General features: G+C 34.2%; 23 protein-coding genes. 4 read left to right on the forward strand and 19 right to left on the reverse strand.

All coding sequences use genetic code 11. The features are described from left to right. Nucleotides 1-54: 54 nt before the first annotated feature. Both ACHCNF_RS03305 and ACHCNF_RS03310 read right to left on the reverse strand, forming a co-directional pair. Nucleotides 55-954: a hypothetical protein gene (locus ACHCNF_RS03305; protein WP_408071376.1), complete on the reverse strand. Its 900-nt coding sequence runs from the start codon at nucleotides 952-954 to the stop codon at nucleotides 55-57. Between the two features lie 202 nt (nucleotides 955-1,156). Next, nucleotides 1,157-2,848, reverse strand: coding sequence for an ABC transporter ATP-binding protein (locus ACHCNF_RS03310; protein WP_408071377.1), 1,692 nt, complete (start codon nucleotides 2,846-2,848; stop codon nucleotides 1,157-1,159). Between the two features lie 107 nt (nucleotides 2,849-2,955). Between ACHCNF_RS03310 and ACHCNF_RS03315 the strand changes: the two genes are divergently transcribed. Both ACHCNF_RS03315 and ACHCNF_RS03320 read left to right on the forward strand, forming a co-directional pair. Continuing rightward, nucleotides 2,956-3,639, forward strand: a complete 684-nt coding sequence (locus ACHCNF_RS03315; RefSeq protein WP_408071378.1) for a response regulator transcription factor — start codon at nucleotides 2,956-2,958, stop codon at nucleotides 3,637-3,639. A 70-nt stretch (nucleotides 3,640-3,709) separates the two neighbouring features. Then, nucleotides 3,710-4,528, forward strand: coding sequence for a sensor histidine kinase (locus ACHCNF_RS03320; RefSeq protein ID WP_408071379.1), 819 nt, complete (start codon nucleotides 3,710-3,712; stop codon nucleotides 4,526-4,528). Nucleotides 4,529-4,544: 16 nt separating this feature from the next. On the opposite strand, the gene ACHCNF_RS03325 is transcribed toward ACHCNF_RS03320, so the two are convergent. Together ACHCNF_RS03325 and ACHCNF_RS03330 are read right to left on the reverse strand one after the other, a co-directional pair. After that, nucleotides 4,545-5,561: a glycosyltransferase family 2 protein gene (locus ACHCNF_RS03325; protein WP_408071380.1), complete on the reverse strand. Its 1,017-nt coding sequence runs from the start codon at nucleotides 5,559-5,561 to the stop codon at nucleotides 4,545-4,547. A 56-nt stretch (nucleotides 5,562-5,617) separates the two neighbouring features. Further along, nucleotides 5,618-6,862: a nucleotidyltransferase domain-containing protein gene (locus tag ACHCNF_RS03330; RefSeq protein WP_408071381.1), complete on the reverse strand. Its 1,245-nt coding sequence runs from the start codon at nucleotides 6,860-6,862 to the stop codon at nucleotides 5,618-5,620. A gap of 134 nt (nucleotides 6,863-6,996) precedes the next feature. Between ACHCNF_RS03330 and ACHCNF_RS03335 the strand changes: the two genes are divergently transcribed. Continuing rightward, nucleotides 6,997-7,269, forward strand: a complete 273-nt coding sequence (locus ACHCNF_RS03335) for a PqqD family peptide modification chaperone (protein ID WP_408071382.1) — start codon at nucleotides 6,997-6,999, stop codon at nucleotides 7,267-7,269. 91 nt (nucleotides 7,270-7,360) lie between these two features. Next, complete coding sequence (locus ACHCNF_RS03340; RefSeq protein ID WP_408071383.1) at nucleotides 7,361-8,329, forward strand: glycosyltransferase; 969 nt, start codon at nucleotides 7,361-7,363, stop codon at nucleotides 8,327-8,329. Between the two features lie 264 nt (nucleotides 8,330-8,593). Here the strand turns inward: ACHCNF_RS03340 and ACHCNF_RS03345 are convergent, their stop codons facing one another. The 15 genes from ACHCNF_RS03345 to ACHCNF_RS03415 form a co-directional block, all read right to left on the reverse strand. After that, nucleotides 8,594-9,841, reverse strand: a complete 1,248-nt coding sequence (locus ACHCNF_RS03345) for a nucleotidyltransferase domain-containing protein (RefSeq protein WP_408071384.1) — start codon at nucleotides 9,839-9,841, stop codon at nucleotides 8,594-8,596. Nucleotides 9,842-9,944: 103 nt separating this feature from the next. Beyond that, entirely contained in the window at nucleotides 9,945-10,859 is a 915-nt protein-coding gene (locus ACHCNF_RS03350; RefSeq protein ID WP_408071385.1) for a hypothetical protein, read from the reverse strand. Between the two features lie 50 nt (nucleotides 10,860-10,909). Beyond that, the gene (locus ACHCNF_RS03355; RefSeq protein WP_408071386.1) at nucleotides 10,910-11,080 is read right to left on the reverse strand and encodes a hypothetical protein; all 171 of its coding nucleotides are present in this window, start codon (nucleotides 11,078-11,080) and stop codon (nucleotides 10,910-10,912) included. Between the two features lie 96 nt (nucleotides 11,081-11,176). Next, on the reverse strand, nucleotides 11,177-13,114 hold the full coding sequence (locus ACHCNF_RS03360; protein ID WP_408071387.1) for an asparagine synthase-related protein: 1,938 nt from the start codon (nucleotides 13,112-13,114) through the stop codon (nucleotides 11,177-11,179). 123 nt (nucleotides 13,115-13,237) lie between these two features. Continuing rightward, nucleotides 13,238-15,421: a transglutaminase domain-containing protein gene (locus tag ACHCNF_RS03365; RefSeq protein ID WP_408071388.1), complete on the reverse strand. Its 2,184-nt coding sequence runs from the start codon at nucleotides 15,419-15,421 to the stop codon at nucleotides 13,238-13,240. 179 nt (nucleotides 15,422-15,600) lie between these two features. Further along, a complete protein-coding gene (locus tag ACHCNF_RS03370) occupies nucleotides 15,601-16,035 on the reverse strand; it encodes a lasso peptide biosynthesis B2 protein (protein ID WP_408071389.1) in 435 nt (144 codons plus the stop codon). A gap of 116 nt (nucleotides 16,036-16,151) precedes the next feature. Further along, nucleotides 16,152-17,726, reverse strand: a complete 1,575-nt coding sequence (locus ACHCNF_RS03375) for an ATP-binding protein (protein ID WP_408071390.1) — start codon at nucleotides 17,724-17,726, stop codon at nucleotides 16,152-16,154. A 32-nt stretch (nucleotides 17,727-17,758) separates the two neighbouring features. Next, nucleotides 17,759-18,847 carry a glycoside hydrolase family 5 protein gene (locus ACHCNF_RS03380; protein WP_408071391.1) on the reverse strand — a complete coding sequence of 363 codons (1,089 nt, stop codon included), beginning with the start codon at nucleotides 18,845-18,847 and terminating at the stop codon, nucleotides 17,759-17,761. Between the two features lie 12 nt (nucleotides 18,848-18,859). Beyond that, a complete protein-coding gene (locus tag ACHCNF_RS03385) occupies nucleotides 18,860-19,894 on the reverse strand; it encodes an acyltransferase family protein (protein ID WP_408071392.1) in 1,035 nt (344 codons plus the stop codon). Continuing rightward, the gene (locus tag ACHCNF_RS03390) at nucleotides 19,842-21,059 is read right to left on the reverse strand and encodes a hypothetical protein (protein WP_408071393.1); all 1,218 of its coding nucleotides are present in this window, start codon (nucleotides 21,057-21,059) and stop codon (nucleotides 19,842-19,844) included. The genes ACHCNF_RS03385 and ACHCNF_RS03390 overlap by 53 nt, the downstream gene beginning before the upstream one ends. Then, on the reverse strand, nucleotides 21,059-22,618 hold the full coding sequence (locus ACHCNF_RS03395; protein WP_408071395.1) for a glycoside hydrolase family 5 protein: 1,560 nt from the start codon (nucleotides 22,616-22,618) through the stop codon (nucleotides 21,059-21,061). The genes ACHCNF_RS03390 and ACHCNF_RS03395 overlap by 1 nt, the downstream gene beginning before the upstream one ends. 17 nt (nucleotides 22,619-22,635) lie before the next feature. Further along, entirely contained in the window at nucleotides 22,636-23,253 is a 618-nt protein-coding gene (locus tag ACHCNF_RS03400) for an acyltransferase (RefSeq protein WP_408071396.1), read from the reverse strand. Then, the gene (locus ACHCNF_RS03405) at nucleotides 23,253-23,579 is read right to left on the reverse strand and encodes an acyltransferase family protein (protein ID WP_408071397.1); all 327 of its coding nucleotides are present in this window, start codon (nucleotides 23,577-23,579) and stop codon (nucleotides 23,253-23,255) included. The genes ACHCNF_RS03400 and ACHCNF_RS03405 overlap by 1 nt, the downstream gene beginning before the upstream one ends. A gap of 147 nt (nucleotides 23,580-23,726) precedes the next feature. Continuing rightward, nucleotides 23,727-24,701, reverse strand: a complete 975-nt coding sequence (locus ACHCNF_RS03410; RefSeq protein ID WP_408072185.1) for a glycosyltransferase family 2 protein — start codon at nucleotides 24,699-24,701, stop codon at nucleotides 23,727-23,729. Next, nucleotides 24,701-25,390, reverse strand: coding sequence for a YveK family protein (locus ACHCNF_RS03415; RefSeq protein WP_408071398.1), 690 nt, complete (start codon nucleotides 25,388-25,390; stop codon nucleotides 24,701-24,703). The genes ACHCNF_RS03410 and ACHCNF_RS03415 overlap by 1 nt, the downstream gene beginning before the upstream one ends. Nucleotides 25,391-25,392: the final 2 nt, after the last annotated feature.

A 25,392-nucleotide genomic window follows, 5' to 3' on the forward strand; every position in this document is an offset into this window, starting at 1 on the left:
TATAAAGTTCTTGAAAAAATATAACAAATCCACTATTAAGTTTCAAGGCAAAACCTAATATTCAGAATTTCTTAAGAATTCTTTCAAAACTAGTACTGCACTTTCATTCATATTACATGAATATTCTAATATTTTTGCTTTAGAAATTATATTTTCAGTTATTTTCGCTCTTTTTTTTGCCATCTCATCATCCCAGGTTTCACTAAAGGTCGACGAGAAAATCAACCCTATTTTTTCTTTAAGAGAAGGCACTCTTACTTTGTTTTCTTTTGCCTGCTTTAAGAACACTAACGCCTCAAGCTCTACTCTCTTATTCACGAATTGCCCTGAGCTTCCACACCAGGGAAGTCCATATACATAAAGTTTATTATCAATTTCACGGCAAACGGTTACATCCCCATCTAATACCTCTGTTCCAAGAACTCTATTCCACATATTAGCCTGAGTACTCTTACCAGTCCCGGATGATGCAGAAAAGGCGATAGCTTTATTCTCGTATATGATACTTGCCGAATGAATTGACATGGCATTTTCAAATAAAATCATATTAAAGAAACTTTCCTGAAAAAGATTAAATATTACTCCCTGCATTTGATCTATATATTCTTCATATCCAATCATTTTAGCGTACGCACTATCCCTCTTATCACAAAGGTAGTAAGTCACATCATGAAAGTTATTGCGACATTCAACCAGCCGAACCCCCAAATGCTCTTGATACGGAAAAAATTGTATTATTTTATCCTTTTTCCAATAAGCATGAAAAATACCTATTCTAGTACCTTTATTCAAAATATACTCTGGAAATTTTTTCCGTTTTTCCACTATGTTAAGCACCATGTCTGTTTTTTCAGAATTATCGCACAAAAACAATTTGAATCTGTCATCCATGTAAATCGAATCGCCTCTTAGCTCTATTACAAAATCAGCAATCTTATACTTAGTTATATCCATATAGTTATTCCTTCCATAATACAAATCACCAGACTAATCAATATATATCACCATTAGCATCTGACTAGATTTGCCTAATATTATTTGTTCTCAACAAAAGAAGTGCAAACAATCAAGAATTCTTTCTATTCATGACTATTTGCACTACTAAAAATCAACATATACTAATTGCCCTATATGTTAAAAATCCTATATATGCATGTTATAAATCTTTCATAGTAACATGACCATCATCTATTACCAGCTCCCTTGAACAATACTTAAGGACACTGGTTCTATGGGTGATAAGAAGACAAGTTGGCTTCGGGGATAATCCTCCAAGTCTCTTTAAAAGCTCATACTCTGTCTGCTCATCCAATGCTGATGTAGCCTCATCAAGGATTACGAAGGGAGACTTTCTGATAAGCGCTCTGGCCAAAGCAATTCGCTGTGCCTGGCCTTCAGATAATCCAACGCCCTTCTCGCCAATAACAGTATCTATGCCATCTGGAAGTTTTTCAATAAATTCTCTGCAGACTGCCATATCCAACGCTTCCCACATCTCTTCCTCAGTCGCGTCAAGTTTTCCCATAAGAACATTATCTTTTATAGAGCCAGAAAACAGTGTATTGCCTTGAGGTACATAAGACACAAACTCTCGTACAGAAGCGCTGGTCTTTGTTCGTGTCCCAAATGTATCATAATATTCAACAATCCCTTTCTGCGCTGTAATAAAGTTCATAAGAACACGGATAAGCGTTGTCTTTCCTATACCTGATTTACCAATAATAGCCACAAACTCTCCTGGCTTAATGTCAAAGGTTACATCCTTAAGTATATTCTCCTTGCTATAAGCAAAAGACATATTGGACACTTCTATACCAACAGCCCCATTCATTTCTACTGATTCCTCGCGTTCCTCCAAAGGAATATCCTGTATATCCATAATACGACCAGCTGCAGCAAAAATTGAAACCACCCCCGGTAACTGACGCGCAAGTGATGCAATAGGTCCCTGAACTCTGGCAAAAAGTGTCAGAAATAATGTCATGGTTCCATACGTAATTTCCCCCTTTGCTATTTGGTTTGCAGCATAAACAAACGCTATCATATAGCCAAACTGAAAGGTTCCATTCATCACAACGTTAGAGCCAACTGAAAGCTTATTTTTCTTCCAAACCCAATAAAATCGCTTTTCGCGAAGTTCAGCTAATTTATCGGAAAACTGCTCCTCATTAGAAAAAGCTTTCACTACCATAAGATTAGCAAGGCTCTCCTGGATGAATGATCTGTATGCCGTCTCAGACTCCAGCACCTTAACTTGAAGTCTTTTAAGTTTTCTTCCAATAATGAATGTTAAAAGCAAGCCAAACGGTGTTAAAAACAAAGCAAATATTGCCAAAAACGGCGAATAACCATATAGAGTTATAAAAACTGCCACCAATTGTATCAATAATACAATTATTTCAGGAATAACACCCACCATTCCATCAGCAACACTGCCGGCATCACTAGTCATTCTAGTCATCATGTCTCCGGTATGGAATCGTTGTGTTCCAAGCCATTCAGAATACAACAGTTTATCATAAACCTGTTTGCGAATTCCAAAAGTATATTTTTCATACATCATTGCAGTGAAAAGATCCATTATAGGATTCACCACCTGCATTAAAACAATGAGTATTATAAATACGACAGTTGCACCTATGGTAATTTTTCCGCCCCCAGCCAAATCAATAAGGTTTCGTGACGCCATTGCATATTGGATTGATACAAACGTCATAAGAATACTGACTGCCATCAAAAGTCCAATCTTCCACATATATGGTTTCGTATAATAAATCAACCATCTAAAATAATCTTTGCCTTTAGCCTTATCCTCTTTTATCTTTTTCCAATACCTTTTTAATTTCATTTTTACGTCCTATAATTCATTAAACTATCAACAATTACATTTTTTCGGGTTATAATCATGTATTATTAACAATTATTTTGTCCAAAAACAATTCCAAGGAGTTTTTTATGAACCATATAATGCTCATTGATGATGACAAAGATGTAATTAAAATAAACAGTGATTACTTAACAGGAGAAGGATATAAAGTTAGTACATCCTTTACTGCTGACGATGCGATATCAGCATTGTCCACACTAAAACCAGACTGTATTCTACTAGATATCATGATGCCAGGCACTGATGGTTTATCTGCAGTCCCAATTATTAAAAAGTTAACCAATGCACCAATAATTCTCCTATCCGGTCGAGGATCCGAAGATGACCGTGTAAATGGCTTATTATCAGGAGCTGACGATTACATGGTTAAGCCCTATAGTTTAAAAGAACTGGCTGCCAGAATCAAGCTCCAAATAAGAAAAAAAAATCATACTAAAACAGCAAATACCATATCATATCCACCACTTCAAATCAAGCCGCTTGAGCACAAGGTGATTTATAATGACGAGACTGAAATCGCATTATCTAATCGTGAATATGAACTACTTTTCATGCTTGTATCTTCCCCCGGGGAAGTTATTACATTTGAAAAAATAGGTTTAAAAGTATGGGGCGTATATCAAGAAAGCGATCGCCGTTCAATAATGGTCATGGCGAGCAGACTTCGTAAAAAGCTTGAAGGCTATGACGGTCTTGAAAACTGCCTTGAGACTTCCTATGGCAAAGGGTACAAATTTGTTATACCAAAATAGTCCTAAGATTATTCCCTATATTTTTACTTGCAGTAATCTATAAATCTGATTCAACAAAACAGGAACTGCTATGACTAACGATAAAAGAAACAATAAAAAACAATCATATAATGAACCCTCATTAACTGTAGAAGACTTATCAAAGGCACTATACGAATCCAACAACAAGTTAAGTAAGTTAATAACAGAGCAGAACGAGTTTTTCTCAAACATATCTCATGATCTTCGCTCACCTATCGCAGCTATACGAAGCGCTATAGAATACCTACAGAGTTCTCCTGACATTGATGCAAAAAAACAAGAAGAGCTCTATACACTTATCAGCTCCAAAACTCTGTCATTGGAAAATATGATAAATGAAATATTTGTACTTACAAAGCTAAGTACAAAAGATGATTTACTAAAGCCTTCCATCGTTCCTTGTGGAAACTACCTTGAAGACTTTTTCTTTATGACTGAATTAAATCCCCGATATGAAAATATGCAGTTAATTCTGGATGTCCCATTGGATTTTGCATGGAATATAGAAATTGATATAGGCTACATGAACCGTGCTCTTGATAACTTATTTGAAAATGCCTGGAGACACACCTTCGGTGAAGGCAGGATTTCTCTCGGCGCAAGTCTCTCTGCAGATGAAAAGCATGTAATCATAACCGTTACAGATAATGGCGAGGGTATTGAAGAAAATGACCTTCCACGAATTTTTGAAAGATCATATATGTCCGATGCTTCCAGAAATCCGGGAAATGCTCAAGGTGCCGGTCTGGGACTTTCCATATGTAAAAAGATAATTGAGCTTCTGGGCGGATCAATTGATTGCAAATCAAAAACAGGAAGCAATCATGGCACAACCTTTACCATAACGCTTCCCATTGCTACTTTTTGATTATCTGTTCTGCTCTTTATTGCCTTTTGATTGATTTTAAAGTCTTTTTCATAATATTTTTTATAGTCTGAACTATAGCAAACGCCATATATTCTAACTGCACTTCCCCTCTTTTATAGATTGTGAGTGCAGTTTTTATATTTGTGTTTTCATGCATTTTTCGTATCCAAAAATGCTTTTCTTCTCGTTTCCACCTATATTCAGCATTCAATGAATATCTCTGTCTCACGAGAAAAACTATCCAGTAATGATATATTCTTTTTTTCATCCGGTCATATAAACCGGCTTTTTTCATAGTCTCAACATAATTATCAAAAATCTTATTGCGATTATGCATCTCATTTTCGCAATCTTTCAAAGATTTATTGATTATTCTCGATAAAGTATCATTTTTTTGATAGCAATAAAAATACAACTTGTCATTTATAATATTTACTTTAGCTGCAAACTTTAAGTAATTTAGCGAAAAAACAAAATCTTCTCCAAGTGTTATGTCCTTTTTTAAAGAGATTGCATTTTCACTGATTATGCTTCGTTTAAAAATCTTGTTCCAAAGAACTCCAAAATAGTGATGCCCCGGATCCTTAAGCGTCTGAATAAGATAGTCCTCTTTGCTGATCATTCCGTCATCTGTAAATGTTCGAATGGGATATAATCCGCCATAAACTACTCTTTCGTAATTACATACCGCCATATCACAATCCGGATCTGCCTCTAATGCTGCAACCATCTGCATAACAAAGCTATTCTTCACGTAATCATCTGCATCTGCGAACATAATATATTCTCCTGATGCATGGCGCAGGCCTTCATTTCTAACCTCAGAAACACCTCTATGCTCGACCGAATAGAACTTTATACGCTTATCACCAAGTGCCATGTTAAGACACTTATCCCCTGTCCCATCAGTTGATCCATCATCAACTATTATTATCTCAATTTTTTCATAAGACTGGCCAAGAAGTGAAATGATGCAGCGCTCTATGGATGATATGCAGTTGTAAGCCGGTACTATTATCGAAACCAGTTTCATAAAGCATTGTTTTCTTTCTAACAATATGTTTTAAATCAATGAGCATCAGACAGATATTATTTAATTCCAACATTTTTCATCATCTTAATTCTGTATTCGGATTCTTTAAGCTTTTTGCCGGCACCATATACTTTCCCGCCCTTGGTAAGTTTAAAAAATATAGTCCTAATAGCTCTGTGAATCCATGCGACAGGAAGAAGCAAATGATATTTTTTACAATAAGAATATTTTTTATCTATATCCTTTACTGAAGGGAATAATGCTTGTATCATTCTTCCATTTTTACTCTCAGCAGTTTTTTTGCCTCCGTTGACATAGGGTGAAAGTATTCCCAAAAGGCTATAATCCGCCCTGTCATTTATATCTCTTTTACCAAGAAATACAATATCGTTGAGAAAAGCGAGTTCATCATCCGGAAGCCTCCTTGCTCTACCTGCCAAAGCTTTGTCTGTCATCCCAAAGTGCTTTATGCATTCAGTAAAATATATAACACAAAAATCATCAAAATGCATTTTTTCAAATGTAGTCCAGAATCTGGAATAATCAATCTCGTCCAGATATCTGTTTACATAAAAAGCTATATCACAAAAGTATCTGCTTTCTATCCCCTCAAGAATATAATGCTTAATAATGTGAAACATCTGCAGGATCAAATGCTCTGTAATACCAAGTGTTTTTACCTTCAAGCCCCCGGTCACTTCCACTTCAATAAGCGTAGACGGATCATCTAATTTCTCAGCTCTAAGTATATCAATGTTTTCGCCCTCATAATCCTCCCATAGCGTAAAATGGGCCTCTATAGCGAGTTTTTGATTATAATAGATATCAACATTTTCCTTGCTGTCCGCTTCAATCCAGATAAAGCCTAGATCTTCAGTTAATAATTTTCTAACCTTATTCTTGTCTTTCGGGTTTAATTTAATATCAAGATCACTGCTGTATCTCTGAAAAATCCCGGGATACAGCGCTGCCAACGCATACCCTTTAAGAATTACAGACTCAATACCATTATTATCAAAACTCTCCATAACACGCTTAAATTCATTAAACATGTTTAAAGCCTTGACAAACTCCATCCTGGAATCTTCATTCCACTTTTTTAAGGTTTCGTCTTTTATGCAAAAATGTTTTGGGTCTTTGTTCACAGCATTATTAATAAGCAGCCCGCACTTATTTCTCTTGCTAAGCCAAATCAGCATGTCCCAATCAGCATCGTCAAATGGCACTTCCTGAGTTTCCGTCCCGACCGCAGCCTTTTGAATTTCTATAAATTGTCTAATTAAAGTTTCTCTTTCATTCATAATTTATATCTTTTTTGTTGAATTAAATTGTGCTAAAATAACTCGTCGTATATTTTCATATTACTTGGAGCAAGTTACATAATAAATAATTGCGGACAAAAATACAACAATTTCGTTTAATGGGGTAATGATTTATGGATAAGGGGACCAAAGTAACACTAATAAAGCATCTTGATGTGACCGATATGGCCGGTGACAAAGTAATGATTGATTTTGATACCGGTAAATATTTCATGCTTCGGGGAACAGCCGTAGATATATGGGATAATATTCAATCAGAAACTACTGTAGGTGACGTTCTTAACACCATGCTCGATATTTATGATGTTGATGAAAACACCTGTCTTGAAGGTATTGAAAAATTTCTAAAGCAGCTGGAAGAAGCCAAGTTCATAGAACTGGCTTGATTTTGCTGTTTGAAATCGTATTATATTACCTAAATGCATCACTATTTATATAATAAAAATTATCAACATTTTTTCTTACAGGGGAATTATTTTGAAAGAAAACAATCCAAAGGTAAGCATAATCGTACCGGTCTATAATGTAGAGAATTACTTAGAAAAATGTCTCGATACCCTTACAGGACAAACCCTTAAGGATATCGAGATTCTTGCTGTTAATGACGGTTCTACTGACTCTTCTTTATCTATCCTGGAAAAATATTCAAAGAAAGATAGTCGCATCACCATACTAAATAAAGAAAACGGTGGTTTATCTGATGCCAGGAATTTTGCATTTTCTCATATAAATGGTGAATATGTTGGCTTTATAGATTCTGATGACTTCGTGGATCTTAATATGTATGAGATCATGCACAAAACAGCAATCGCTGAAGGTGCTGAAGTTGTAGAATGTAATCTCCACCACACCTACGACAACACCGAAGATACCGAAATTGGGAAGCATATAACTGATAAAAAAGAAATACTAATGAATGGCCGTTCAGTAGTGTGGAATAAGATTTATAAAGCAGACTGGCTTCTATCCACAGGTGTACAATTTCCCAAGGGGCTTATTTACGAGGACGTAAACTTCTACAGTAAGCTCGTACCCTTCATAAATAAAATCTGCTACGTTGATGATCCCTTTGTTCACTATGTACAGCGCTCCTCTTCCATCAATAATCACCAGACACTTCGCACCATGCAGATTCTCGAAGTTTTGGATGATATTTATTCATTCTATGAAGAAAAAGGATTTTTAACAGAATATAAAGATGCACTTGAGTTTCTGTATACCAGAATTCTCCTATGCAGTTCTCTCAAGAGAATGTCTCAAATCGAAGACGCATCCGACCGAAAAAAAGCTCTTGATGCCAACTGGAATAAACTTATTACCACATTTCCAAATTGGAGAAGCGGTAAATATCTAAGGGAATATACCGGTAAAAATTCAAAATTCATGAAGGCAATGAATCCTGCAACATATAAACTAGCAGGTATTCTACTTCACTATAAGCATTAAGCAGGGATGACCCCTGCTTTTTTTCTTGAAACGCCAATAATAAAAATTCACGATATCATTGCAAAAAAGTTATAAAATAGAGTTAAAGTTATAAAAGCTTATAAAAACTTATAAAAGTACTTAAAAGTTATAAAAGCTTATAAAAGAAATCAAAACTTATAAAAAAGAGGTCTACAGTATGAATAATCCATTTACTATCTCATTTATGTAATTACAAAAAGCTCACAACATAACCATCAAAGTGGCACTGTTGTGAGCTGTTTATTAATCTGTAAGTTCCAGTTCCTTAATAAGGCGTAGTCTCCTGTCTGCTACAGACATCTTCTCATTTATTCCGTAAAAGTCATCTTTATGTATAGCTTTTTTTATCAAGAATTTGACATCTCTATGAATCCACGCAACCGGCAAAAGTATTGGACATTTCTTTGCATAGCCATATACCTTAGGAAGAGCCTTTACAGAGGGAAAAGCCATCCTCAGTTTATTCTTAAAACTTGAATCAGAAGCCTTCGCCTCTCCTGTGAAGTATGCCTCCATAGCTCCCATTATCTGCCAGCCGGCTTCCTTGTCATGAATATTGCCAATCTTTAACAAATCAAGTTTAAGATTCTCTACACTACTATCCCATTTTACCTGGTGATTATCAAATACCTTATCTGTCATCTTTAGTTCCACAATACATATCCTAAAAAAAGCCTCTACAAACTTTGTATATCCAAGCATATCCATATGCTTCCAGAAAAGTGTAAAGTCAATTTCATCAAAGTACTTATTAACAAATAAAGTTATGTCTATGAGATACCTAATGCCAATACCATCGAGGCTAAAATGCTTTATAATATGAAACATCTGATAGACAAGATGTTTTTCATGGCCAAGAGTATTTATATCTATTCCGCATGCCTTGATTTTGATATCCGTCTCAGGTGAACTTAAATTCATAGTTTTTAAAACTTCAATTCTAGGCCCCGTATAGTCTTCCCATAATCTCGTATGAAGTTCTACAGTATGACCATACGTAGAGTTTGCATATACCTGCACTTCCTCTTTCGAGCCTTCCTTATACTTGGAATAACCACATTCCTTAAGTAGTGTCTCCGCCTCTGTTTTTTGATCGTCACTGACCAGAATGTCACTGTCAGAACTAAACCGTTCAGCATATTGAGGATATAAATCAGCCAATACTATGCCTTTAAAAAAGACAAAATTCAACCCTCTCTTTTCAGCTTCTGAATTTATTGTTCGTATAATCTGATATTTTTTTAGTTCCTCAAACATCCATTTTTTTACGGCCATCTCTAACGCAGAGAAATTCTCATAAAAATATGAATCATCATTTTTTACTTGCTTTAATACCGGGTACAAAAAAGCTTCAAGGTTATTTTGAAATATATCATCTAATAATTCCTTATAGCTTATATTAGATTCAGATATCCTATCGAGTGAATAATAGTCTCCATATAGACGCTTTCTACACATCTGGAAAATGTAGTCTATATTATTGTTTCCCATATTTTTGCCCTCATCATCAGAACTTCAATATATGATTATACACTAATTTCACGCAAAAAAAATCAGAAAATGCTAATCTCTATAGCACTTTCTGATTCAAAAACTATAATCTCTCTTTTATTATCGCTATCTGCCTATCAGTTGTCATACCTTCTAGTGGACGTGACAATTTATAAATTTTAATCTTACTAATAATCATTAGGCACTTTTTCAATAAATCCGGTGAAAAACCGACCCTTTTATATATGGCTAACTGATAAATATTGTTTTTGAACAATTCAAATCCTTCAGCACCAGTTATCTCTTCCAATATAGGTTCAGTCACTTTATCTGTGGGATTAAGCACAATTAAAGCATCCAACTTCTTTTTGTCAGCATAAAATTTATTAATATCACGCACCCCGTACTTTGACATACCTTTTTCCAGAGGAAGCTCAATTAAAGTAGATTCTTGCTTTATCTTTTCTGTAACTTGATCCGGACACAATTTCTGCTGAGGATATGCGGGATATGCAAACGCATCTCCATCATGAAATCCAAGGGCCACAGTGTCGTCAGCCAAAAATTTAGCCCCTTCATTTATCAAAGCATTCGTCACAGTAGACTTACCCGCTCCACTTACCCCTGAGACAACAAAACATTTATCATTAAATACAAGGCCGCTTCCATGTAACATAGGCATTTGCCTTTGTATCATGATAATAGGAAGTGCCAAGCATAGTATTATCTCATTTACATATAATCGTTCATATCCATCATATAGCTTATAGCTTATGCTATTGCCATCCCGTATTACAAATGCGCCATCAGTTGGAAATCTTACACCACACCAATCACTTGCATAACGATATTGAAAAGCTCCTCTTGATATTTCTTCATCAGTCATATCATAAAGCTTATCTTCTCCTTCAAAGGCAGATATATTTACATCAATATTGTCAAAGGCATCCCTTGCTATTGCTTCATCAAGTTCATAATCAGAACATATATTTAATCCATAAATCGTATAGAAAAACATAAAACCTCACAAAAAGACCAACCCATAAGGGTTGGTCCGTTTTTTTGCAATTATCTAAGAGGGCTCTCAGAAAGGGGCTTCTTACCATAAGGAATTACAACACTCTGCGCTTCCTCACTATAATAAGATTCACCATCCGGTACTGGAGCCTCACTAGGTCCAAAAGCTGTTGCTGTAATGTCAAGCTCTACAAGCTCTGCATTATTCCATACTTTTTTCATTGCTTTATCCTCCTAATAGAATATTTTTAATTACATTTATATAGTATCATTCTTTATTTATATAGCAATAATTCTTGCATAACTGTAAGAATTTATCTAGCGCATCATATTTTTCATCATTTCCAATGCCATAGCAGTATATTCCAGTCGGCATATCTCAAATGTTGGTATACGCTCTTCGCTGTTTTTTATTCTGTTTATTTCTTTCTCAGCCTTCTTTATATCCACCAAATTCAAATCATTATTTTTTACAAATATATCCATTATTTCATCAAAAATATATTTGTTATTCTTTACTCTTTCATATAAATCAGCACTCTGAACCCCATGGAAATTCATATTACGTGAGTTATCAGGTAATATTTCCTTTAGATACTCTCTCACAAGCCGTCTTGATATCCCACCCTTATTGTATGCCATAGCAGGAAAACTACAGCATAATTCAATTATTCTCTTATCCATAGTAGGGTCTCTAAAAACAGCACCGGTAATCAGTGATTCCTTGGTGTGCATTTCAGAAAAAATATAAAGTGCAGTTTCACTGACTATTCGTTCCTTAAATGTCTTAAATTCTCTTCGATTAAATTTCAATCTATTTAAGCTCTGGTCCAATCGTTCCTGAATATGATAATTCTCTATAGCTTCCTTTGACAGTAAAGGATTTACGGTAGCTGTTTCCTTTTCCTTATATTTCGAAGATTCTAATCTATATAATTTATAAACCTTAAATATATACCGTACAATGTCATAAAAAGAAGCATCATAACGCCTGCAATAATCACGACACTCTTGAAAATACCTCAGAAACTTCTTCTTGTTTAGGAGATCATACAGATACATATTACCAATGCCAAGCGATACCGTACCATTACCATATTCCCCCACCAGCATAACTTTAGAACCATATTCATATGATTCAGAAAGCCCCCTGCACATCCATAATAGATTAAGCATGGGTTTATACGGCATTTCCAACATTTTTTCTTTTTCTATTCTTCCACTCCAAGTATCAACATTATCAAGTGAAATAAACTGTGCGTCGAAATCAAACCCTCTTCTACTTAGGAATTCTTTTGTCTTAAGAACCTCCCCGGACTCATCTTCAGTACTCTCCATTCTCATATCACTTTTAAAATTTTTGAATGGTATTGAAGTAAATGTACGCAATTTCACATTTTTCCCTCTTTCTGTATATGGAAGCATGCATACAATAGAAGTAGAATCCAAACCACCACTTAAAAGCAGAGTCAGCTTGTCAGTTCTTACAAGCCTGTTCACTGCTTCAGAATATGTTTTAAAGAAAAGCTCCTTATAATCCTTATCTGATTTAAGCTTCAGATCATAAACTTCCGGAATCCAATATCGTTTTTTATCTGATCCATGGATTGTGAATGTATTAATTGTTGCAATCGTAAGTCTTTTTATTCCAGCCACCGGAGTACTTTCACAATCGATAACCGCTGCAAAATTATTTAGTCCTAAGAAATCCGCGAACCATTGTCTATTTGGTTCTATTTTTCCAGTTGCTTTGCTAATAGGATTGATAAGAGTAGAAAAGTATAATTTCCCATTCTTATAATAATATTGTAAAGTTCTGTTCCCTAATGCATCATTAATAATATAACAAATGTTTTTATTTTTATCATAATACACAAAGGTATATATCCCCAATATTTCATTAAGACACTCTTCACCGTACCTTGTAAACATTTCATACAGTATTCTTGCGTCAGGAATTGAATTATCACCTGCTGCAAATCCTATTTTGGGAAGAAGTTCATCTCTGTTATCAACAATAGCATCTGCTGTAAAATATATACCTTTTTCCTCATCCACAATCGGAAGAACTTCATTTTCTGCTTCCGGTACCAAATATTGGACACCACACCCTAAGCAAAAGCTATCAGCTACATAATCTCCATATCTGTCTATCTTGCAATCAGCATATCCCTCTCTTAGAATACTATTTATCCTTGATATCTCTTCAAAATTACTATTTTTTTCAAAGTCAATATATCCCCATATAGCTGACATCCAGAAACCTCCAATGAATTACATAAACAAATATATAAATACTGCTAAAAAACAAGGCCTGCTCAGATTGCTCTAAACAAGCCCTATTTATTATAACAATAATTGAGTGTTAATCAACACTATTTACAGTTCAACCCTCACTTCCTTATGTGTATTCCCGTCAATATAGAACCAATAAGATCCGTTATAATCTATTCTATTATTAACATCATGGATGTTCCAATTCACATATTTGGCAGAAGTACATGTACCATCTATTACTCCTTTATATCCAAGATTACTAAACTCTTTTTCATTTCTAAGTAAATACTTATGTGCCACCTCGATATTATTATTTCTTTCAGGATCATCCCAACAAGAATCAGCATAATACCATTGCCCATCAAGCTTAACCTTGCACCACGCATGATTCATTTCAACTGGTGAAACCACTTCAGCTTCTACTCCTGTTTCCTGTAAAAGTAATACCATTGCTCTTGCATAGCCTAAACACAATGCCTTTCCCTGGACCAAAGCACCAACAGCTGTATTGGTCATATTCCCAGATGTTGAATAAGCTGTCCTGATTGCCACATAGTCATGAATATATACAATCTTCTGCAACTCAGTCATACCCTGAGTTTTTTGCTTTACCTCATTAACAACTCTTTTCAGATCAGCATATCTGTTTAGATAACCACTATCCATCTGTCTTATACTAAAAGTTTCTACAATTCCATTCGAAGCTGTTCTAACATCGATGGACATATTAAATGCACTATTATAAGCAATTCTACACTCTTTACTAACTGCATCTTTAAAAAGAGCAGACACTTCCTTGAATGACTTAAATCCATACTTTGAAATATTGTGAACACTACTATCTCCTGTTTCGATTGCCTGAACAATCGCATATCTAACCTCTTCCTCACGTGTCAGGGCTTTTTTAGGTGTCTCTTCTTTAACTATTTCTTCTTCAACTATTTCTGTATCAGTTATATCTTCATTATCGATTTCATCTTCAAGTGTCAATTCCATGTCTTTTCCAACATACTGAGGCTTAGTTGCAAGTACAGGCGTACTAGCATATACAGGCTTACATTCCTTTGAGCAATAGATAAGCTTTCCACTTACTGTATCCTCAAGGCAAGCCACATCATTCTCGTCGAGTACAGGAACAATTTCTGCTATCACTTTATTGGCTGAATCAAACACCTTAAACATTTCTATTTTGCCCTGGAATCCACCAAATGTAAGGCTCTTAACACCTGCTATTGTCTGCTTTGAAAGTCTTTTAGTCATTTTTCCATCTACATAAACTTCATTTTTCTTCTGTAAATAATCCACAAGTGTATCCTGCTGGATCTTGTATGCTGCTTCATTTGCCCAGCCATGTCTTGCATATAAACCCTTTGTTGACTCGCATCTTAAAACATAAGGTGAAGATGTTACTATATCCTTATAAATAGCTGTATTAGCCATTTCAAAAATCATTTCATAGGAATTATCCTGGTTAATAATAATACCTGTATTAAATGTACCATTATTTATTTCAAGAGCCTTTAAAGGAGTAGTATTATTTTTATTCTGCTCATCTGTATTATCAGCTTCACTATTTTCAGCCTGTTCAGCTGCCTGCTCTTTATCAACTTCTTCATTTTTATTTTGTGAATCGTTAGCATTTTGATCTTTTGTATCTACACCCTTATAATACTCATTTGTTCCGCTAATAGCAGTGCAATCCTTGGATGCATATACATACTTTCTTGCAACTGTGTCATACATGCAAGCCTTACCATTTTCATCTAATGCTGCATATAAATCAGCTACCGGAACCTGGTTTGCATTTTTGATAGTTACATATGTGATTTCTCCATTAAAGTTTCCAAATTTGAGAGTTGATTTATAACTGAGATTTTGCTTAGCTGCTTTTTTTACTGCAGAATCATTTATCGTGAATACATTACCCTGAAGCTTTACTACATTCATACCTTTATTCATAGGCTTATAAAATGCTTCATTATACCAACCGTATCTTGTAAATAATCCTCTTGTGCTTTCATTTCTTAAGACGATAGTGCTATCCATCTGAAAAACATTGCTATACTGGTCAAGGCCATCAAGTGAGAACCCCATCTCCACCGTATAATTATCATTCAAAATGATACCGGAATCAAAAGTCCCTTTATATGTTTTTATAGCCTTAATAACCTTAGGATCAGATGCTGCCTTAGAACTAATCGGGAATGACAGAGTAAATATAGTTACAAACAGTACAAACGACATTAACAGTGACAGTGTGCTCTTAGCATGTACATTATTTTTCATTCGTATACTCTCCTTGAAATTTGAAAACTTGAAATCCGTTTCAAAAGTTCCTAATCACATTTTGAGTATAGCAAATCAAAAATATAAGTAAATATGATTACCGTTTTCTTTAGAATAATTAATTCATACTTTATTGATTTTTCTGAAACTATTAGAAATTCTTCAAAATAGCGTTTAATTTAGAAAAAATTCGCAAATTTTGCAACTATAGTCAACCCTTCTCCATTCCCTCCGGTGGCATATAGCTGTCCACATCTAAGCCAGGCATGAGCTTTTAGTTTATCTTCCTGAAGATAAACTCCCATATATATCGTGCATGGTATATGCTTCTCTCCAAGCAGTTTCCTTAATGTCAGCGCACGGACAAAACACTTCTCCTCCCAGGGAAGTCGCTTTGTAATGCGGTTCACATGAAAAGCATAGAGCTTTGCTATTCGTAAATGCTCTATGCTTTCTTCTAAAGCCGTCTCTTCTCCCCTTTTGCCGAGCCTTGGTTCAATTTTCTTCATGGGAATCAGCTTGATCATAAGCCGATAGTAGAATGAATATATATATGCTTTAAGCGTTACGCTTTTCTCCCCGTTTTCAAAAATGAATGATTTAATATTTATCATAACAGTCTATTATTCAGCTCCCCCCAAACTTATTTTTCAGCAAGAAAACTTCAGTGCTCCCTAGCTGAAGTTTCCTCTCATATCAATTTAGTGGCATATCCCATATATGTAGTCAACTATCTAACTTCCCACTCGACAAGTTTTCTGGTACCAGAATCAAATGCCACACCTATCCTATATAACTTCCTTGAATCAGCTACAAAAGGAAGCTCATAATCTTTGGAATCAATCTGTTCCAGAGCTGACTGAGCAGTATCATCACGCTTAAATTCAAACAGATAAATATAATCATTTGTCTCAACTTTACAGTCGATTCTTCCTGAAAATGTATGCATCTCGCATATAACAAATCTTCCAAGCAGAGTAAATACTAGATAAATTACAGCCTGAAAATAATTCTCAAACGGATCTGCCTTAGTTGTATATGTGATACCGGCAAACAATGCAGTAAAAACATTTCGCATATTCTCAATATCGCCGTTTTCTATATAATCGTCTAAAGTAAAAATATCAAGGCCGTTCCCAGCAGTAGCCTTCGGAACATATGTAGGCATAAGACTTTCCAAAAAGCCATATTTCACCTCTTCATTAGGAAATCCAAGAGTATATTTTCTACGAATCGCATCATATTTTACTATTGTCAGATAACCCGTCTGATATAACAGCGGTATCAAATCCAATGAATCACCTGTATAGTCCTTTAAAACAGATTCGCTTGCATATATAGTCCCATTTGTAAATTTCCTCAGATCAAAACCATTTTCTTTAATTTTATTCACTAAAAAAGAAGGTGTTCCTGACTCAAACCAATATGGTGAAAACTCCTTATCAAAAAAAGTATTTAAAAGACTAAAAGGATTATAAACGCCTTCAGCAGTTGGATAAAAGTGGTATCCATCATACAGACTTTTTAGCTTTCTCATACACTCTTCATTGGAAAGGTTATGCTTCTGGGAAAGACCTTTAATATCATCAGAAAAATAACTTATAAGCTCATGTTCTGTAATTCCACACAATGAAGAAAACTTCTCATCCAATGAAATATCCTTTAGCTGATTAAGATCACTAAATATACTTACCTTATGAAATTTGGAGACACCTGTGATAAATATGAACTGAATATAATCGTCATAGCTTTTCAGTGTACTGAAAAAGCCCTTAAAAACATCCTTATTATGTCCTTGCAATGAGTCATTTTCTATAACATCAAGAAGAGGTTTATCATATTCGTCAACCAAAACAACACAGCGAAGTCCTGTCTCACTATATGCTTTCTTTAGTAGTAGCTGGAATCTTTCTGCCAGGGAGTTGTCAGTATTAGGTATTGAATATTCTTTTTCCCAATCCTCAAGAAGAAAAGATATTTTCCTTTCTAAAGCCCCTGTTTCATTATATGATTCCCCATTAAAGTCAAAATAGAAAACCGGATATCTTTTCCACGCATTCTCATTTTTTTCTTCGAGTTTTTCAATAGCCAACCCCTTAAATAATTCACTTTTACCTTCCCAATATGCCTTTAATGCTGATAAAAGCAGACTTTTCCCAAATCTTCTGGGTCTACTAAGAAAATATGGCACATTGTTGTGTGCCAATTCATATATATATTGTGTTTTGTCAATATACAGAAAATTATCAGTGCGTAATTTTTCAAATCCCTGTATTCCTATTGGTAATTTTTTTGTCTCAGCCACAGGAAATGACCTCCTCCACAAAATAAGTCCTATTAGTTCTTCATCATCAGAGAATTTAAAATGTCAGAATAATATTCTGTCAGATTATTTCGATTGTATAATGAAAAACATGTTTTAGGATTTCTTGCAGGATCCTGCCCATTATCCCACCAAATAGGGCAAAAACCATACTGCCTGCTCAAACTGATAAATTTTGCAGCATAGGCGGCTCTGTCAAAATTAGCTGTTACAGTAGCACCAAATTCACCTATAACGACAGGATAACCCCGCCTGCGAAGCTTGTCTATATTGGCAAAGCTTGCATCCAGGCTATTAAAATCATAATAATTATGAACACCCACAAGTATCCTGTTAGGCACAGAATCATTAGGCATATTGAAAGCAGAAGTGTTTGCCGGTCCAAGCGTAGAGGCATAGGTATTAACAAGTAAGTATCTGGAGCTGTTGTTGCCTCCGGTAGCTCTAACAGTATCAACAAATAACTGATTCCACCTATTATATACATTTAAGGATTCTGCCGGAGCATTATCCCAATGACACTGAGCATCAACCATCTCATTAAAGCCTTCAAGAATGAGATGATCACCATAGCCATTAAAGAACACTGCTATCTGGTTGATTATAGATGCCACTTTGGCACTATTTGCATTATAGTTGTCCTCAGTTGCCTTTATCCATCCGGAATTGCCCGTATCATGATGAATATCGACAATGCAATACATATTATTGGCAATGATCCAATTAGCAACCTGTCCTACCCTTGCAAGCCAGGCAGGATCAATATTACCGTTACCATCAATATGATTCATATAAGTTACAGGGATTCTGACCGTTCCAAAACCTCTTGCAGCAAGAGTCCTGACAAATTCCTCAGTTATAGCAGGATTACCCCAAATACCCTCCGTACCTGTTCCATACTTGTTTGTAAACATTGTGCTCCAGTCGCAGGCATCAAGAGCATTGCCAATGTTGTAACCCACTCCCATGGAATTAATAAAGACCTGGTTTTCAACAGGAACCTCTTTCTCGTCAGAAAAGCCTATGATGCATAACATGATTACACATATAAGAGTCAAACACAAAAAACGATTAATTCTGATTCCTGTTTTCTTTTTTTTCATAGGATCCTCCTATTATTTGATTGCAAACATCAATTTGAACCAATTAAAGCGAACAAATATCCTCCTTATAACCATTGGAACGCCTATAGACATTATAAAACAAATTGCTACTGTAATCCAAGCCGGTATGCCTATAACTGCATATAGAATTGTGCCCAGGGCTGAGCCAAAAAAGGGTTGTTGAAATAGATATATAGCCATCGAGTTTTGTCCCAGATATATCAATCTGCCCTTAACGCTATCATTTATCAAATGGCTAAGCCCTGCAACTGATATACAAGCAAATACCGGTATAACTGTACCAAGTATATTGTAAATTACTAAATGCGGACTCAAGAAAAAGAAGCGAGTTAAAAATAAAACTATCCAAAGTACAGTAGAAATGTAAATTATCGTTATTCTATAATCTTTACGTTTTAGTATCCCCATCGTAAAAAAAACAAAGTATGCAAGTCCATTGCCCCAAGCTAACGAAAAATCAGGATAAAAGAAGAAACTATATACCAGCATAATTGCTGCAATAATAATTAATAGAAAATCTTTTTTTATATATTTAGCTACAAAAAAAGCTATCATTTCATATACAAAAAGAACATAAAGGAACCAAAGGTGAATTGAATACCTATTATGGCCTATCAAAAGGCCTACTAAAAAATCCTTTATGCCTATTCCACTATATCCAGCCCTTGCTACAAGCGAGCCAATTTTAGGCATTCTTCCAGCTAATACAAATAACGTATATATTATGAGTGCATATGATAAATAAGGCATTATTAAACTACGAAATTTTTTCTTTACAAACTCTTCTGTTCTCATTTTTATATACTTGTCACGACATAACTGGAAGCTGTACCCAGCCAAAAATGTCATGATAGGAACCGCTACAAGTACTGTAAAGTGATACAGCAAATAAACACCAAAGTTATAATTCCGTATAGCGCTAGTGGATGAATGAATAAGTGTTACTAGTATTATTCCAATACCTCTCGCAGCATCAACCCATCGTATTCGCCTTTTTCCTCCTATACACAATTCTGTTTTTTCCATAATCCTCCCACAAATACTTCCCCACCAAAATTACTGCAAAACAAAAATACATGTATGTAACATATAATTCCATAGAAGTATATAGCGCATATGCTATAAAAATAATTTGTTCCTCAAACTCAGCTCGTTTAGAATACTTCCAAAATAAATATGCAATCAAAACAAAATAAAATAATCCGTAACTAACAGCTATCCACATATATGCATTATCACAGGCAAATCCTTCCACCCAAAATCCTTCCCATAACTCTTTGGGACCAAAATATATATGTTTTCCAAACAAAGTAAAGCCAGAAACATGATATGCATATGCTCCATACTTTAGTCGACCTGTAAAAAATTTATCTATTGCCAGCCAAATTACTCGAGATATTCCCTGTGTTTTTGGGAATCCAACCATCATACCTATAAAAAAAACACCCAAAATGGAATACAAATATCGTGCCAAAAATAATACTATTCCATCGACCATATTTCCTAACGTCTTTTTAAGAAGTAGAAGCATTGTTATTGCAGACAAAATGATCAATCCAGAATTTGAGTAAGTAAACATATAGAAAAAAACATATATAAACCATAGTCCAACTATTTTTTTCCTATCCAACTTTTTATAATTAACATATATATAGCCAAGTATAGTCCATAATAAAAGCATCGAAAAGATATTAGGATGTGACAATAAAAACTGATGTCTTACCTTATCATTCTCACTTACTCCTCTTTTTGCAAAATGTAATGAACTTCTATTAAAAAAATAAATAACCGGATATGCTATGACATGCAAACCTATAATTGCTGTACTGATTCTATACATTCTTCTGATTGTTTTTTTTATGTCAACCTCTTGAGTAGCTGCTATAAGAAAAAAATTCGGAAGCATCATAAACATATAAGTTTTTCTGTCAGTATATAGCGTTAACAACCCTATCAATAGAAATATAATAGCTTTTTTCTCAGAATACTTTTGTAGAAAAAGCATTTTGTAAGCCATGATTAGCGCAAACATCAGACTACAAGCATTCAACACCAACTGCATTCTAATAGGTTCAATTAAATCTGAATATGCATAAAACGCTTTAAAAACTATAATAATGTAGGCAATATTATATATATTGTTATCATAATTTATTTTTTTTACATTTAATGCTCTTCCTATCTTTAACATTACTTTTTCTCTCTTGTGATTGCTTTTACTATTTCCATGTTAGTCCAATCGCCATTTTCTCTATTTATAATTCCTGTAGAATCCATATTTCCGTTATCCCACCATATAGTTGGTACCTGCAATTCTCTTGTCTTGCCCATAAACTCATTTACAATCTTTAATCTATCTGCTACTCCATCATTTATGGCCCATTCTCCTATAATAAATCTATACTTTTGCTTATAGCATTTCACTGTTTCAAACCCACTAAGCAAAGTATCTTTTGTAAAATAGCAATGGATCCCAACAAACAACCTGTTTTCAGTTATGTCCTCCGGTAATTTAAAAGCTTCCAAACACTCTTTTAGCGATAGTGCTGCATAAGTATTAACTAATAAAAATCTGTCCGAATTCCGACCACCTGACTGTCGTACCATGTCAACAAAAAGTTGATTCCACTTATTCATTACCTCTAAATCCCTTACAGGGATATCTTGCCATTGCGTAAGGTCATTAACAGTCTCATTAAGTCCTTCTAAAATCAAATGCTCATCCTTATCCTTAAACCTTGTCGCTATTTGTGTGAAAATATATGATACCTTGTCCTTGTTTTCCTCAAAATTATCTTCTGACGCCTTAATCCATCCATCATTTCCTGTATCATGATGAATATCTATTATACAAAACATATCATTTTCCAATATCCAATCTACTACCTGCTCAACCCGGTCTAAAAATTCTACATCTATAGTTCCATCTGATGAAATGTGATTAAAATATGTTACAGGTATACGGACTGTATTAAAACCAGCAGATTTGATAGAACGAATAACTTCTTCATTGATAACAGGATTTCCCCAATACTTTTCAAGATATTCTATATCTTTACTTCTGTTCTGAAAAAAATCAGATATAGATAACGATACTTCTACCTTCGCTCCGATTAAATCACTTGAATCAAGTTTTTCTGATGATATATCTAGATAAATAAAATCTGTTACTTCATTTACTATCTTCAATTTATATTCTTTTGAACCGGTTTTCAAAAAATTTTTCGTTATTCCATTTGGCATTTTAATTTTTGCATTTTTAATTGTACACGCCACTTCCGTATCATTATACTCATCTTTATGATTAACCAACTGAATTGCGAAATTATTGGCTTCAGAATCCGCTGGTGACGTCAGGTCTTCAATTTCCCAAACAATAGTAGCATTCCCATCATCTCCAAAACTAACATAATTTGATGAGTTCCAGCCAGTCCATGTTTTTGTATTATATATTACTGCTGCTTGAAAGCCGGAGGAACTAACAGAACCAAAATGTGTCCAATCGCATACATCCAATGAATTACCTAAATTAATTCCCTGCCCAAGTTCTTTATAAATATTTTGCATAAGCAATAATGAATCAGTATTATCATCTATGCTTGGAATTTCTTCAAATAATACGGCATCATATTCATCATCTAAGTATATATAATGGGTTATCACAGCTGAAATTACAGCAGCAAATATCAGAAAGAATGTTATAATCACTAATTCAAATTTTGCTTTTTTTATTTTTTTCTTCAGTCTCATACTGATTCCATATAGATTTAAACTAAGTATTTTCCCACATAAGGAATGTGATTCAATATTGCTGATATTATAATTGAGCTGGCAAAAACCATTGTTCCCATAATCAGAACCGCAACCGGCGGATTAAATGATATTGCTGTTATTCCCAATGGCCATTCAAATATTTCAATGATCAAAGCATGAACCAAATAAGCCCCAAAACAATATTTTGATATAGTTTCTATAACTCCATGCAATTTAGTAATTTTAAAATCATGATATTTAAACCATGTAAATACTGCAATTGCCTCTAAAGCAACGTTTACTGAAAAATTATTATAACAATGCTGATGTGGTTCATTTGTTTTAATAGCGACTATCCATTCAAGCACTGCAGTAACTACAAAGCCATTCACTCCGAGAAGATATATTAATCTTCTTGTTTTTTTACTAATCACAATATTATCCACATAATATCCTAATATATAGTAAAAAGAATATCCCATTATCACATCGAGACTCATTGTTGTTAGAAATTCTTTAAAAACACGCGTCATCTTTATGATAAAAGAAACTGATACTGTATCTTCAACAATTTGTATACACCAAGAAATATTAAATGAAAATACGGCTGCAAGAATCAAAAAATATTTCATTATTTTTTATCACTCACTATTTTTCTATAAATAGGCATCCCCATATACATTCCAATTATCATAATCAGAAACCACATATGATAATGTCCTTTAATAAGGTCACTAGGCTGATCCAGTATTCTATACATTATTCCATGCTGTATTGTATCCTTTGATAAAAATAGATATATTATATTCCAACTAACAAATGCACATACCAGCCTGAAAATATATTTTGAATATACTTTTTTAATAGGAATATCTCTTCCTAGAAATAGTGAGCCACTTAGCATTAAAAATATAGGGACTGCCCATCTGACCGCGCTACAAAATATATTAAACAACACCTAATCATTGCTTGCAATTTCAGATGCATCTCTCCCCTGTATAGAAATATGTATCAAAACAACTGCTACAGTAGCAAATATCCTTAAATAGTCTGCATATAGCTTTCTTTTATTATTCAAAATAGTAAAATACTCCCCCGCAAAACATCAACGCTTCAAGCCTTTAAAATGGTAATAAACTGCAGATATATAATTCATTTTCATAGTCATAAATAAATATTCGTGTATCCTAAAAAATGGAATTTTACAAATATTAAGATTGCTCAACACATCTTTGGCCATTTTTGAATTATATATAACTTCAATATTTTCTTTCACAATAGTACTTTTTTCATATTCCCTGCATAGATTAGTAAGTACCTTAAAATAGTAAAATGCTATTTGCTCATTTAATGTGTCGACATTAAATTTTCTAGCATAGTTATATAAATGTTCAGTATATCGAATTCTATCAGTAATGCTATACTTTCGCATAGCGCTATCACCATGTTGTCTATAAGCAACAAGGCTTACATTTAATACACAGTACGAATGGCAATGAGAATAATATTCCATTACAAACATCAGATCTTCTCCGATTGGAATTCCTTCCGGGAATCTAATGCTATATCTATCAATTATAGATTTCCTATATAATTTTCCCCAGCACTCATTAAAAAGAGAATTGGCATACATAAGCTTATCTGAAATAGCCTTATCATCTGTAAAGTCGCCGTTAAAAGGAAATTCTTCCTTCCATATCCTCCCATTGGATTCAACTATATTCCTTGCAAATGCCACAAAATCGTATCTATCAGCGTTAATGATTTCCATAACTTTATTAAAAGACTCTCTGATAAGATAATCATCAGCATCCAAAAACATCACGTACTTCCCACAAGCTTCATCAAGTCCTTTATTTCTTGCTTTAGATACCCCACCATTATCTTGAGTAAACAATCTTATTCGATTATCATTAGCCGAACATCTTGTAACAATTTCAGCAGTATTATCTGTGCTTCCGTCATCTAATACCAATACTTCAAAAGAATCATTCATCAAATGTTTTAAAGAGTTTAGACACTCTTCAATATATTTTCCAGCGTTATAAGCCGGAATTATTATCGATAAAAGTTTATTCATCACTTTTTATTATCCAGTTCAGGAATTATGCCTAATATAGTATCTTCGTCTGTAATAAAACACTGATCCACACTCCTGATTTTATCTGAGAAAAGCTCAAGAGCAAAAATAAAAAACGCCATTATAGCAAAACCAGCAAAAAAGAATAGTAATCTCGTCTTCCATAGATCAATTAAGCCATTATTTGAAATAACTGCATTATTTGCAGCGCTAAGGATCTGGATTGTATCCGTTTCGGTCATAATCCTCATCTCTTCTACAAATGCATTTGATACAGCATTGGCAATATTAACAGCTTCATCAGCATCAGTTGATATTGCTCTAATTGTTAAATCTATCCCCGATCCAGAGATTGAGTATGACACCATGCTTTGAATTGCCTTATAACTAAGAGTAGTATTCCCCATAATTGATAAAGCACGTTCAGCTACTCTTTGACTTTTTATAAGTGAAGTATAATTTGTAAGTGTCTGAACAGCTGAAACTGTCTTGTTATAGTCCCCACTGCCAGCTATATAGAGACTACTTGACGCAGTATAATAGTTTTCTATGCCTTGACCAAATGTAAGTATTATGCCAAAAGCAAAAAAAGCAAAGCCTAAAACAAAACACTTTTTTATATTTTTTAATACGGTTATAATACTTACCTTTATTTCTGCAATTCCAAACATTCTCGTATAATTCATCATAT

This window comes from Butyrivibrio sp. NATIVEDY162, from assembly GCF_045999815.1.
Classification (GTDB): Bacteria; Bacillota; Clostridia; order Lachnospirales; family Lachnospiraceae; genus Butyrivibrio.